General features: G+C 61.3%; 10 protein-coding genes and 1 pseudogene. 9 read left to right on the top strand and 2 right to left on the bottom strand.

Annotation, left to right across the window (positions count from 1 at the left end; all coding sequences use genetic code 11):
• The first annotated feature begins 100 nt into the window (after nt 1-100).
• On the top strand, nt 101-1,426 hold the full coding sequence (aceA, locus tag Q7C33_RS09985) for an isocitrate lyase (RefSeq protein WP_030141325.1): 1,326 nt from the start codon (nt 101-103) through the stop codon (nt 1,424-1,426).
• A gap of 111 nt (nt 1,427-1,537) precedes the next feature.
• On the opposite strand, the gene Q7C33_RS09990 is transcribed toward aceA, so the two are convergent.
• Together Q7C33_RS09990 and Q7C33_RS09995 are read right to left on the bottom strand one after the other, a co-directional pair.
• A complete protein-coding gene (locus Q7C33_RS09990) occupies nt 1,538-2,425 on the bottom strand; it encodes a methyl-accepting chemotaxis protein (RefSeq protein ID WP_407683460.1) in 888 nt (295 codons plus the stop codon).
• A 15-nt stretch (nt 2,426-2,440) separates the two neighbouring features.
• A pseudogene (locus Q7C33_RS09995) lies at nt 2,441-3,460 on the bottom strand (methyl-accepting chemotaxis protein); the annotation flags it as partial.
• A gap of 632 nt (nt 3,461-4,092) precedes the next feature.
• Between Q7C33_RS09995 and Q7C33_RS10000 the strand changes: the two are divergent.
• The 8 genes from Q7C33_RS10000 (at nt 4,093) to nuoI (ending at nt 13,326) form a co-directional block, all read left to right on the top strand.
• Nucleotides 4,093-4,506 carry an NADH-quinone oxidoreductase subunit A gene (locus tag Q7C33_RS10000; protein WP_030141323.1) on the top strand — a complete coding sequence of 138 codons (414 nt, stop codon included), beginning with the start codon at nt 4,093-4,095 and terminating at the stop codon, nt 4,504-4,506.
• A gap of 10 nt (nt 4,507-4,516) precedes the next feature.
• Nucleotides 4,517-5,191 carry a NuoB/complex I 20 kDa subunit family protein gene (locus tag Q7C33_RS10005; protein WP_030141322.1) on the top strand — a complete coding sequence of 225 codons (675 nt, stop codon included), beginning with the start codon at nt 4,517-4,519 and terminating at the stop codon, nt 5,189-5,191.
• A gap of 73 nt (nt 5,192-5,264) precedes the next feature.
• Nucleotides 5,265-7,049, top strand: coding sequence for an NADH-quinone oxidoreductase subunit C/D (nuoC, locus tag Q7C33_RS10010; RefSeq protein WP_030141321.1), 1,785 nt, complete (start codon nt 5,265-5,267; stop codon nt 7,047-7,049).
• A 2-nt stretch (nt 7,050-7,051) separates the two neighbouring features.
• Nucleotides 7,052-7,549: an NADH-quinone oxidoreductase subunit NuoE gene (gene nuoE, locus Q7C33_RS10015; RefSeq protein WP_003180060.1), complete on the top strand. Its 498-nt coding sequence runs from the start codon at nt 7,052-7,054 to the stop codon at nt 7,547-7,549.
• Nucleotides 7,546-8,904 carry an NADH-quinone oxidoreductase subunit NuoF gene (nuoF, locus tag Q7C33_RS10020; RefSeq protein ID WP_198796049.1) on the top strand — a complete coding sequence of 453 codons (1,359 nt, stop codon included), beginning with the start codon at nt 7,546-7,548 and terminating at the stop codon, nt 8,902-8,904. Before nuoE ends, nuoF begins: the two co-directional genes overlap by 4 nt.
• A gap of 143 nt (nt 8,905-9,047) precedes the next feature.
• Complete coding sequence (gene nuoG / locus Q7C33_RS10025; RefSeq protein WP_407683330.1) at nt 9,048-11,762, top strand: NADH-quinone oxidoreductase subunit NuoG; 2,715 nt, start codon at nt 9,048-9,050, stop codon at nt 11,760-11,762.
• Nucleotides 11,759-12,766 carry an NADH-quinone oxidoreductase subunit NuoH gene (nuoH, locus tag Q7C33_RS10030; RefSeq protein ID WP_030141318.1) on the top strand — a complete coding sequence of 336 codons (1,008 nt, stop codon included), beginning with the start codon at nt 11,759-11,761 and terminating at the stop codon, nt 12,764-12,766. The genes nuoG and nuoH overlap by 4 nt, the downstream gene beginning before the upstream one ends.
• Nucleotides 12,767-12,777: 11 nt before the next feature.
• On the top strand, nt 12,778-13,326 hold the full coding sequence (gene nuoI, locus Q7C33_RS10035; RefSeq protein ID WP_003180051.1) for an NADH-quinone oxidoreductase subunit NuoI: 549 nt from the start codon (nt 12,778-12,780) through the stop codon (nt 13,324-13,326).
• Nucleotides 13,327-13,334 lie beyond the last annotated feature (8 nt).

A 13,334-nucleotide genomic window follows, 5' to 3' on the forward strand; every position in this document is an offset into this window, starting at 1 on the left:
CAGCGAGCAGCCCTTCACACCCATGACGGGTGCGATTGGCAAGCTGGAATCTTCCAGCCCAGAACGACCATCCATACAAGACGCGACGAGGTTTATTTCCATGGCACTGACACGCGAACAGCAAATTGCAGCCCTTGAAAAAGACTGGGCTGAGAACCCGCGCTGGAAAGGCGTGAAGCGCAATTATTCCGCTGCTGACGTCGTCCGTCTGCGTGGCTCGGTTCAACCTGAGCACACCTTCGCGAAGATGGGCGCCGAGAAGCTGTGGAACCTGGTGACCCAGGGCGCCAAGCCAGCCTTCCGTCCCGAGAAAGATTTCGTCAACTGCATGGGCGCCCTGACCGGCGGCCAGGCTGTGCAGCAGGTCAAGGCCGGCATCCAGGCGATCTACCTGTCGGGCTGGCAAGTGGCCGCGGACAACAACTCCGCCGAGTCCATGTACCCTGACCAGTCGCTGTACCCGGTGGATTCGGTTCCAACCGTGGTCAAGCGCATCAACAACTCGTTCCGTCGTGCCGACCAGATCCAGTGGAAAGCCGGCAAGAACCCGGGCGACGAAGGCTACATCGACTACTTCGCGCCAATCGTGGCTGACGCCGAAGCCGGTTTCGGCGGCGTGCTGAACGCCTACGAGCTGATGAAGAGCATGATCGAGGCAGGCGCCGCCGGCGTTCACTTCGAAGACCAACTGGCATCGGTGAAGAAATGCGGCCACATGGGCGGCAAGGTACTGGTTCCGACCCAGGAAGCCGTACAGAAGCTGACCGCTGCCCGCCTGGCCGCCGACGTTGCCGGCGTACCGACCATCATCCTGGCCCGTACCGACGCCAACGCCGCTGACCTGCTGACCTCCGACTGCGACCCGTACGACCAGCCGTTCGTGACAGGTACCCGCACCCCGGAAGGTTTCTACAAAGTGCGCGCCGGCCTCGACCAGGCCATCGCCCGCGGCCTGGCCTACGCCCCGTATGCCGACCTGATCTGGTGCGAAACCGCCAAGCCGGACCTGGACGAAGCCCGTCGTTTCGCTGAAGCGATCAAAAAGGAATACCCGGACCAACTGCTGTCCTACAACTGCTCGCCTTCCTTCAACTGGAAGAAGAACCTGGACGACGCGACCATCGCCAAGTTCCAGCGCGAACTGTCCGCCATGGGCTACAAGCACCAGTTCATCACGCTGGCCGGCATCCACAACATGTGGCACAGCATGTTCAACCTGGCGCACGACTACGCCCGCAACGACATGACGGCCTACGTGAAGCTGCAAGAGCAGGAGTTCGCTGACGCCGCCAAGGGTTACACCTTCGTGGCTCACCAGCAGGAAGTGGGCACTGGCTACTTCGACGACATGACCACCGTGATCCAGGGCGGCGCCTCGTCCGTGACCGCGCTGACCGGGTCGACCGAAGAAGAACAGTTCCACTGATCCAAAAAGCAAGCGGCCCTTGCGGACCGAATAAAAACTAACCGCAAAGCCGACGATCTGAAGCCCCGACTGGTTCGGGGCTTTTTTTTGCCGGTTTCCCCGGTTCGTTTTTCACACCTTGAAATGACTGACCAACTGCTGCAACTGGTTGCCCAGGCGGGCCAGCTCGACGCTGGAGGCTGCGGTTTCTTCGCTGGCCGAGGCAGTCTGCTCGGATACATCGCGCACGCTCAGGATACTCCGGCTGATTTCCTCGGCCACCGAGCTTTGCTGCACTGCCGCGGCGGCGATCTGTTGGTTCATGGCCTGGATGCCCGACACCGCCTGGGTGATGTTGCCCAGGGATGCGCCAGCCTTGCCCGCCAATTCCACGCTGCTATCGGTCAGCTCGCGGCTATTTCGCATCATGCTCGATACCTGGCGCGTGCCGTTCTGCAAGCCCGCCACCAGGTTTTCAATCTCTTCGGTGGAATGCTGGGTACGCTGGGCCAGCCCACGTACTTCGTCGGCGACCACGGCAAAACCGCGCCCGGCGTCGCCCGCGCGAGCGGCCTCGATGGCCGCGTTGAGGGCCAGCAAGTTGGTCTGCTCGGCCACTGCCCTGATCACGTCCATGATCGTGCCGATGCGCCCGCTTTCCTGTTCCAGCTCGCTCATCGCTTCGACCGAGCGACCGACCTCGCTGGCCAGGCGCTCAATCTGGACGATGGCTTGCGCAACCACCTGATCGCCAATACGGGCTTGCGCATCGGCCTCTGATGCAGCTGCGCGAGCTTGTTCGGCATTGCGCGCGACCTCATGCACAGTGACCGACATCTCGTGCATGGCGGTCGCCACCTGATCGGTCTCGGTCTTCTGGCTGTTGACCCCGGCGCTGGTCTGCTCAGTGACAGCCGACAGCTCTTCGGCGGCACTGGCGATTTGGGTAACACCATCGCGAATGCCAGCGATCAGGTCACGCAGGGTGGCGCCCATGCGCTGGATACCCTGCTGCAACATACCCAGCTCATCACTACGGGTCACGACCCTGTGTTGTGTGAGGTCGCCTGCGGCAATGCGATCGACCACCGCCAATGTGTCTCGCAACGGCCGAGTAATCTGACGGGTAATGATCAGCGCGGCAAAAATCCCCAACACCATCGCCAAGGCAGCACAGCTCAACTGCAGGACGCGAGCCTGGGCGCTGTCTTCGTCCCGGGAGACGAGTTGGCTGGCATACATCTCGTCACAGAGGCGGGTGATGGTTTCACCCAGATCGACCGTGTCCTGCACGGCCTTGCCAATGGCCTGGGTGCTGGCCGTGAAATCCTGCACCGAACGGCGGTAAGCAACCAGCGCGGTTTCCAGTTGCTTGAAGGTGTCGGCGTAGGCCGGACCGAACGCGCTGTTGAGGGTTTCGATGCCCTTGAGCGTATTTTCGAGCTGGCGGTTGGCGGCCTGCTCGGTGGCGCTGTTGGGGTTGCCGGTATAGCCACGCACTTCATAACGCACCAGCGCCACGTCCTCTTTTGCCTTGAGGATGATCCTGTACAGCTCGAAACGGCGCTCATCCGAGGCAGGCATTGCTTGTACATCTTCGATGACCTTGGCAATCAGCGCGGCGCCCTTGACGGCATTGACGCCCATCTCCTTGCGCATGGCTGCGTCATTGCGATAGGCCTCGCGCATCGTATTCAGCGCCACCTGATATTGCGTGCTGGCTTGCTCGATCAGCGCAAGCTTCTTCAGGTTTTCCGGTTTTTTCAGCTCGCTTGCGAGGCTTTTCTGCTTGGCGACAAACTGCTCCAGCGAGGCCTGGATCAATGCTCCCTTTTGCTCATCGCCCCTGTCCAACTGGTATTGCAAGCGAGCCCGGCGCAGGTGATCAAGGCGGTTGCCGAGCTCGGTGATGCTGGTCATACGATCGGTACGCTCGATCATTTTCCCCAGGCTGAACCAGCCGGTCGCGGCGAGAACGGCGGTCAGAAGCAGCACAACGGCAAAGCCCAAAGCCAGCTTGAGCATAACGCTCATATTCGCGATCCAAGAGTTCATGGCATTCCTTACGGTACTCAGCCGCGAACCAGGAAGACCGGCACGGCTATCCAGGAAGCGGGCGTTAGCCTAATCACATATTGATATAGATGATTAGATGAATGAACCGCAAAGATAGCCATTTGATATCAAACCTTCAAGACAAGTTGACGATGTCTGTATTGGCGGAGGGCTGGCCGTCAAAAATAGGCAGGAGATCGGCCCTGAAGCATTGAAGCGTGTCGATCAAATGAAAATTGATCGAACGCAGTATCGGGGTGTCTGAAAAGGAGTAAAACGTCCGGCGCTGACAATTGCAGTAGCGGCGATGTAAGAAAGACTCTCATGCACGACAGTAAGTGCATCGCGGAAGGTCGGCACAGATAATAATAATTATCATTTGGAAGGCATTATCATTGTTACATTCCGCGCAAAATATTATTGATGAAGTGACGTCCAGTGCCCACCCAGCCTGGGTTGCAAGGCCATGGAGGTACGCTATGTCCTTATTCCAATAAATAATTTCGCTATAGGAATTTTACTTGCCCGGTGTTTAGCCATAAAATCACCGCGATTGATTGCTGCGACATATCGTCACTGCGTTATTTCTTTTCAAGCTCAGAGACCATTGCTCTCTGTTAAGGATTTCCAGCATGCCCGAAGCGACAGGACTCATGGCCCACAACTGGGGCTTTGCCATTTTCCTTCTGGGCGTGGTCGGCCTGTGTGCCTTCATGCTCGGCGTGTCGAGCCTGCTCGGGTCAAAAGCCTGGGGCCGAAGCAAGAATGAACCGTTCGAGTCCGGCATGCTGCCTACCGGTGGCGCCCGCTTGCGGCTCTCAGCCAAATTCTATCTGGTCGCGATGCTCTTCGTGATCTTCGATATCGAAGCCCTCTTTCTCTTTGCCTGGTCTGTGTCCGTCCGCGAAAGCGGCTGGACCGGATTTGTCGAAGCTCTCGTTTTCATAGCAATTCTGTTGGCAGGTCTTGTCTACCTTTACCGGGTGGGGGCTCTTGATTGGGCTCCGGAAGCTCGGCGCAAGCGGCAAGCGAAGCTGAAACAATGAGGCTTTGGCAATGCAATACAATCTCACCCGGATCGACCCCGATGCTCCTAACGAGCAGTATCCGATCGGCAAGCGGGAAACCGTCGCCGATCCGTTAGAAGATCAAGTCCACAAAAATATCTTCATGGGCAAGCTCGAAGACGTGCTGAACAGCACGGTCAACTGGGGTCGCAAGAACTCCCTGTGGCCGTACAACTTCGGCCTTTCGTGCTGCTACGTGGAAATGACCACCGCCTTCACGGCGCCCCACGACATCGCGCGCTTTGGCGCCGAGGTTATCCGGGCATCGCCGCGCCAGGCGGATTTCATGGTTATCGCCGGTACCTGCTTCATCAAGATGGCGCCGATCATCCAGCGCCTCTACGAGCAGATGCTCGAACCCAAGTGGGTTATCTCCATGGGTTCGTGCGCCAACTCCGGTGGCATGTACGACATCTATTCCGTTGTTCAAGGGGTGGACAAGTTCCTGCCCGTGGATGTCTACGTGCCCGGCTGCCCTCCTCGCCCCGAAGCGTTCCTGCAAGGCTTGATGCTGCTGCAGGAATCGATTGGCCAGGAGCGTCGCCCTCTGTCCTGGGTCGTTGGTGATCAAGGCGTCTATCGCGCCGAGATGCCGTCGCAAAAGGAACAGCGCCGCGAACAGCGTATCGCAGTCACCAACCTGCGCAGCCCCGACGAAGTCTGATCCAAGCTCTGTTCTGAAGAAGAAACGAGAACCTGGCTTCATTCTTTACGTTGACCGAAAGCGATAAATAACCATGACTACAGGCAGTGCTCTGTACATCCCGCCTTACAAGGCAGACGACCAGGATGTGGTCGTCGAACTGAACAACCGTTTTGGCCCCGAGGCGTTCACCGCCCAGCCGACCCGCACCGGCATGCCGGTGCTTTGGGTTGCCCGTGCCAAACTCGTCGAAGTCCTGACCTTCCTGCGCAACCTGCCCAAGCCGTACGTCATGCTCTATGACCTGCACGGCGTGGACGAGCGCCTGCGCACCAAGCGTCAAGGGCTGCCCGACGGCGTCGACTTCACCGTGTTCTATCACTTGATGTCGATCGAACGTAATAGTGACGTAATGATCAAGGTCGCCTTGTCCGAGAGCGACCTCAGCGTGCCGACCGTGACCGGCATCTGGCCGAACGCCAACTGGTACGAACGCGAAGTCTGGGACATGTACGGGATCGACTTCCCCGGCCACCCGCACCTGTCGCGCATCATGATGCCGCCGACCTGGGAAGGTCACCCGCTGCGCAAGGACTTCCCGGCCCGCGCCACCGAGTTCGACCCGTTCAGCCTGTCCCTGGCCAAGCAACAGCTCGAGGAAGAAGCCGCGCGCTTCAAGCCGGAAGACTGGGGCATGAAGCGTTCGGGCGCCAACGAGGACTACATGTTCCTCAACCTCGGCCCCAACCACCCTTCAGCCCACGGTGCGTTCCGCATCATCCTGCAGCTGGACGGCGAAGAGATCGTCGACTGCGTCCCGGACATCGGCTACCACCACCGTGGTGCCGAGAAAATGGCCGAGCGCCAGTCCTGGCACAGCTACATTCCGTACACCGACCGCATCGACTACCTCGGCGGCGTGATGAACAACCTGCCGTACGTGCTTTCGGTCGAGAAACTCGCCGGGATCAAGGTGCCGGACCGGGTCGATGTCATCCGCATCATGATGGCCGAGTTCTTCCGCATCACCAGCCACCTGCTGTTCCTGGGTACCTATATCCAGGACGTGGGCGCGATGACGCCGGTGTTCTTCACCTTCACCGACCGTCAGAAAGCCTACACCGTGATCGAAGCCATCACCGGTTTCCGCCTGCACCCGGCCTGGTACCGCATCGGCGGCGTGGCCCACGACTTGCCGCGCGGCTGGGAAAAACTGGTCAAGGATTTCGTCGAGTGGATGCCCAAGCGCCTGGACGAGTACACCAAGGCCGCCCTGCAGAACAGCATCCTCAAGGGTCGTACCATCGGCGTCGCTGCCTACAACACCAAGGAAGCCCTGGAATGGGGCGTCACCGGTGCCGGCCTGCGTTCCACCGGTTGCGATTTCGACCTGCGCAAGGCGCGCCCGTATTCCGGCTACGAAAACTTCGAGTTCGAAGTCCCGCTGGCGGCCAACGGTGACGCCTACGACCGCTGCATGGTTCGCGTCGAGGAGATGCGCCAGAGCGTCAAGATCATCGAGCAATGCATGCGCAACATGCCGGAAGGCCCGTACAAGGCGGATCACCCGCTGACCACGCCGCCACCGAAAGAGCGCACGCTGCAACACATCGAGACCCTGATCACGCACTTCCTGCAAGTTTCGTGGGGCCCGGTCATGCCGGCCAACGAATCCTTCCAGATGATCGAAGCGACCAAGGGCATCAACAGTTATTACCTGACGAGCGACGGCGGCACCATGAGCTACCGCACCCGGATTCGCACCCCAAGCTACCCGCACCTGCAGCAGATCCCTTCGGTGATCAAAGGCAGCATGGTCGCGGACTTGATCGCGTACCTGGGTAGTATCGATTTCGTTATGGCCGACGTGGACCGCTAAGCATGAACAGCACGCTTATCCAGACAGACCGTTTCGCCCTGAGCGAAACCGAGCGCTCGGCCATCGAGCACGAGCTGCATCACTACGAAGACCCGCGCGCGGCGTCGATCGAAGCCCTGAAGATCGTCCAGAAGGAACGTGGCTGGGTGCCTGACGGCGCGCTCTACGCCATCGGCGAGATCCTTGGCATCCCGGCCAGCGACGTCGAAGGCGTCGCTACCTTCTACAGCCAGATTTTCCGCCAGCCGGTAGGCCGCCACATCATCCGTGTCTGCGACAGCATGGTCTGCTACATCGGCGGCCACGAATCGGTGGTCAGCGAGATCCAAGGCAAGCTGGGCATCGGCCTGGGCCAGACCACCGCCGACGGCCGCTTCACGCTGCTGCCGGTGTGCTGCCTGGGCAACTGCGACAAGGCACCGGCGCTGATGATCGACGACGACACCTTTGGTGACGTCAAGCCGGATGGCGTCGCCAAACTGCTGGAGGGCTACGTATGACCCTGACTTCCTTCGGGCCCGCCAACCGCATCCAGCGTTCGGCCGAAACCCATCCCCTGACCTGGCGCCTGCGTGACGACGGCGAGGCAGTCTGGCTGGACGAATACCAGGCGAAGAACGGCTATGCCGCCGCGCGCAAGGCATTCGCCGACATGGCCGCCGATGACATCGTCCAGACCGTGAAAGACTCCGGCCTCAAGGGCCGTGGCGGTGCGGGCTTCCCCACCGGCGTGAAGTGGGGCCTGATGCCCAAGGATGAGTCCATCAACATCCGCTACCTGCTCTGCAACGCGGACGAGATGGAACCCAACACCTGGAAGGACCGCATGCTGATGGAGCAACTGCCCCATCTGCTGATCGAAGGCATGCTGATCAGCGCCCGTGCGCTGAAGACCTACCGTGGCTACATCTTCCTGCGCGGCGAGTACACCACCGCCGCCAAGCACCTGAACCGTGCCGTGGAAGAAGCCAAGGCCGCAGGCCTGTTGGGCAAGAACATCCTGGGCAGCGGCTTCGATTTCGAACTGTTCGTCCACACCGGCGCCGGGCGTTACATCTGCGGTGAAGAAACCGCGCTGATCAACTCCCTGGAAGGCCGCCGCGCCAACCCGCGCTCCAAGCCGCCCTTCCCTGCCGCCGTTGGCGTGTGGGGCAAGCCGACCTGCGTGAACAACGTCGAGACCCTGTGCAACGTGCCGGCGATCATCGCCGACGGCGTGGACTGGTACAAATCCCTGGCCCGCGACGGCAGCGAAGACATGGGCACCAAGCTCATGGGCTTCTCCGGCAAGGTCAAGAACCCTGGCCTGTGGGAACTGCCGTTCGGCGTCACCGCGCGCGAGCTGTTCGAAGACTACGCCGGCGGCATGCGCGACGGCTACAAGCTCAAGTGCTGGCAGCCTGGCGGCGCCGGTACCGGTTTCCTGTTGCCGGAACACCTGGACGCCCAAATGTACGCCGGCGGCATCGCCAAGGTCGGCACCCGGATGGGTACTGGCCTGGCAATGGCGGTGGACGACAGCGTCAACATGGTCTCGCTGCTGCGCAACATGGAGCAGTTTTTCTCCCGTGAATCCTGCGGTTTCTGCACCCCTTGCCGCGATGGCCTGCCCTGGAGCGTCAAGCTCCTGATGGCCATCGAGAAAGGCCAAGGCCAACCCGGCGACATCGAGACCCTGCTGGGCCTGGTGGGTTTCCTCGGCCCAGGCAAGACCTTCTGTGCTCACGCACCGGGTGCCGTGGAGCCGTTGGGCAGCGCAATCAAATACTTCCGCCCTGAATTCGAGGCCGGCATCGCGCCAACCCGCGCGGGCGATCTCAATCAGGTGGTCACGCCGACCATGGTCGGCGCGTAACGACGCTTAAAAAAGGCGAAGGGTCCGTGCCCTTCGCCTTTCGTTCGATGACGCCTTTTCACCGAGGCTGTTTGGATTCGGACGAATGACAAGATTCCATTAGCCACGCCCGCTGACACCGGGCCAACGAAGAACTTTGAACCATGGCCACTATCCACGTAGACGGCAAAGAGCTCGAAGTCGATGGCGCAGACAACCTGTTACAGGCATGTCTGTCGCTGGGCCTCGACATTCCTTATTTCTGCTGGCACCCCGCCCTTGGCAGCGTTGGCGCCTGTCGCCAATGCGCAGTCAAGCAGTACACCGACGAGAACGACAAGCGTGGTCGGATCGTCATGTCCTGCATGACCCCCGCCACCGACGGCAGCTGGATCTCCATCGACGACGAAGAAGCGAAAGTGTTTCGCGCCAGCGTCGTCGAATGGCTGATGACCAACCACCCTCACGACTGCCCGGTCTGTGAGGAAGGCGGACACTGCCACCTGCAAGACATGACCGTGATGACCGGCCACAACGAGCGCCGTTATCGCTTCACCAAGCGTACCCACCAGAACCAGGACCTCGGCCCGTTCATTTCCCACGAGATGAATCGCTGCATCGCCTGCTACCGCTGCGTGCGTTTCTACAAGGACTACGCCGGCGGCACCGACCTGGGCGTATTCGGCGCCCACGACAACGTGTACTTCGGTCGCGTTGAAGACGGCACCCTGGAAAGCGAATTCTCCGGCAACCTCACCGAGGTCTGCCCGACCGGTGTGTTCACCGACAAGACCCACTCCGAGCGCTACAACCGCAAGTGGGACATGCAGTTCGCACCGAGCATCTGTCATGGCTGCTCCAGCGGTTGCAACATCAGCCCGGGCGAGCGCTACGGCGAACTGCGTCGCATCGAAAACCGCTACAACGGCTCGGTGAACCAGTACTTCCTGTGCGACCGTGGCCGTTTCGGCTATGGCTACGTCAACCGCAAGGATCGCCCGCGCCAGCCGCTGCTGGCAGACGGCGCCAAGCTGAGCCTGGACGAAGCCCTGGACAAGGCCGCCGAACTGCTGCGCGGTCGCAACATCGTCGGCATCGGCTCGCCTCGCGCCAGCCTGGAAAGCAACTACGCCCTGCGTGAACTGGTCGGTGCCGAGCACTTCTACAGTGGCATCGAGGCCGGCGAGCTGGAACGCATCCGCCTGGTGCTGCAGGTACTCAAGGACAGCCCGCTGCCGGTGCCGACGATGCGCGACATCGAAGACCACGACGCGGTGTTCGTCCTCGGTGAAGACCTGACCCAGACCGCCGCCCGCATGGCCCTGGCCCTGCGCCAGTCGGTCAAGGGCAAGGCCGAGGACATGGCCGACGCCATGCGCGTCCAGCCGTGGCTCGACGCCGCCGTGAAGAACATCGGCCAGCATGCGTTGAACCCGCTGTTCATCGCCAGCCTTGCTGAAACCAAGCTCGACGACGTGGCCGAAGAATGCGTCCACGCCGCCCCGGACGACCTGGCGCGCATCGGTTTTGCCGTGGCCCACGCCCTGGACGCCAGCGCCCCGGCCGTCGAAGGCCTGGACAGTGAAGCCGCCGCCCTCGCCCAACGCATCGCCGACGCCCTGCTGGCCGCCAAGCGTCCTTTGATCATTGCCGGCACCTCCCTGGGCTCCAAGGCGCTGATCGAAGCCGCCGCCAACATCGCCAAGGCCCTGAAGCTGCGCGAGAAGAACGGCTCCATCAGCCTGGTCGTGCCGGAAGCCAACAGCCTCGGCCTGGCCATGCTCGGTGGAGAATCGGTCGATGCAGCCCTGCAAGCGGTGATCGACGGCAACGCCGACGCCATCGTGGTGCTGGAGAACGACCTGTTCACCCGCACTGACAAGGCCAAGGTCGATGCCGCGCTGAACGCCGCCAAGGTTGTGATCGTCGCCGACCACCAGAAAACCGCCACCACCGACCGCGCCGACCTGGTGCTACCGGCGGCGAGCTTCGCCGAAGGCGACGGTACGCTGGTCAGCCAGGAAGGTCGCGCCCAGCGCTTCTTCCAGGTTTTCGACCCGCAATACCTGGACGCCAGCATCCTCGTCCACGAAGGCTGGCGCTGGCTGCACGCCCTGCGCGCCACCCTGCTGAACCAGCCGATCGACTGGACGCAACTGGACCACGTCACCGCCGCCGTCGCTTCGAGCAGCCCGCAACTGGCGCGCATCGTCGATGCCGCGCCGTCCGCCGCGTTCCGCATCAAGGGCCTGAAGCTTGCTCGCGAACCGCTGCGCTACTCCGGTCGCACCGCAATGCGCGCCAACATCAGCGTCCACGAACCACGCACCTCCCAGGACAACGACACGGCGTTCTCGTTCTCCATGGAAGGTTACTCGGGCTCCGCCGAACCGCGCTCGCAAGTGCCGTTCGCCTGGTCGCCGGGTTGGAACTCGCCACAAGCCTGGAACAAGTTCCAGGACGAAGTCGGCGGTCACCTGCGTGCCGGTGATCCGGGTACTCGCCTGATCGAAAGCCAGGGCGATGCCCTGGGCTGGTTCGCCAGCGTCCCACGTGCCTTCAATCCGGCACCGGGCACCTGGCAGGTCGTGCCGTTCCATCACCTGTTCGGCAGCGAAGAGAACTCTTCCAAGGCCGAACCGGTGCAGGAACGCATCCCGGCTGCCTACGTGGCGCTGGCCAAGTCCGAAGCCGATCGCCTGGGCGTCAACGACGGTGCCTTGCTGAGCCTGAACGTGGCAGGCCAGACCTTGCGTCTGCCGCTGCGCATCAATGAAGAACTGGGCGCCGGCCTGGTGGCCCTGCCGGCTGGCCTGGCGGGTATTCCACCGGCGATTTTCGGCAAAACCGTCGACGGTCTGCAGGAGGCAGCGCAATGAGCTGGTTCACCCCTGAAGTGATCGCTGTGATCCTGACGGTCCTCAAGGCCATCGTGATCCTGCTGGCCGTGGTGGTCTGCGGCGCATTGCTGAGCTTCGTCGAACGTCGCCTGCTGGGCTGGTGGCAGGACCGCTACGGTCCGAACCGCGTTGGTCCGTTCGGCATGTTCCAGATCGCCGCCGACATGATCAAGATGTTCTTCAAGGAAGACTGGACGCCACCGTTTGCCGACAAGGTGATCTTCACCCTGGCACCGGTCGTGGCCATGAGCGCCTTGCTGATCGCCTTCGCGATCATCCCGATCACCCCGACCTGGGGCGTGGCGGACCTGAACATCGGCCTGCTGTTCTTCTTCGCGATGGCTGGCCTGTCGGTGTACGCGGTGTTGTTCGCCGGTTGGTCGAGCAACAACAAGTTCGCCCTCCTCGGCAGCCTGCGGGCCTCGGCCCAGACCGTGTCCTACGAAGTGTTCATGGGCCTGTCGCTGATGGGCATCGTGATCCAGGCCGGCTCGTTCAACATGCGCGACATTGTCGAGTACCAGGCGCAGAACCTGTGGTTCATCATTCCGCAGTTCTTCGGCTTCTGTACTTTCTTCATCGCTGGCGTGGCCGTGACGCACCGTCACCCCTTCGACCAGCCGGAAGCGGAACAGGAACTGGCCGACGGTTACCACATTGAATATGCCGGCATGAAATGGGGCATGTTCTTCGTTGGCGAGTACATCGGCATCATCCTGATCTCGGCATTGCTGGTGACGCTGTTCTTCGGTGGCTGGCACGGTCCGTTCGGCATCCTGCCGCAACTGTCCTTCGTCTGGTTCGCCCTGAAGACCGCGTTCTTCATCATGCTGTTCGTCCTGCTGCGCGCCTCGATCCCGCGCCCACGCTACGACCAGGTGATGGATTTCAGCTGGAAATTCTGCCTGCCGCTGACCCTGATCAACATGCTGGTGACCGCTGCGATCGTTTTGATGAACGCGCCTGCGGCCGCGGTTCAGTGAGGATTTGACCCATGTTCAAATATATTGGCGACATCGTTAAGGGTACCGGTACCCAACTACGAAGCCTGGTCATGATCTTCGGCCATGGCTTTCGCAAGCGCGACACCCTGCAATACCCGGAAGAACCGGTCTACCTGGCACCGCGTTATCGCGGTCGTATCGTCCTGACCCGCGACCCCGACGGCGAAGAGCGCTGCGTGGCCTGCAACCTGTGCGCCGTGGCGTGCCCGGTGGGTTGCATCTCGCTGCAGAAAGCCGAGACCGAAGACGGTCGCTGGTACCCGGACTTCTTCCGCATCAACTTCTCTCGCTGCATTTTCTGCGGCCTCTGCGAGGAAGCGTGCCCGACCACCGCGATCCAGCTCACGCCGGATTTCGAGATGGCCGAGTTCAAGCGTCAGGATCTGGTGTACGAGAAAGAAGACCTGCTGATTTCCGGTCCCGGTAAAAACCCTGATTACAACTTCTATCGTGTTGCAGGTATGGCCATTGCCGGTAAGCCGAAAGGCGCCGCGCAGAACGAAGCCGAACCGATCAACGTGAAGAGCTTGCTGCCTTAAGGAAGAAA

The organism is Pseudomonas sp. BP11-1-1 (assembly GCF_052112105.1).
Taxonomy (GTDB): Bacteria; Pseudomonadota; Gammaproteobacteria; order Pseudomonadales; family Pseudomonadaceae; genus Aquipseudomonas; species Aquipseudomonas alvandae.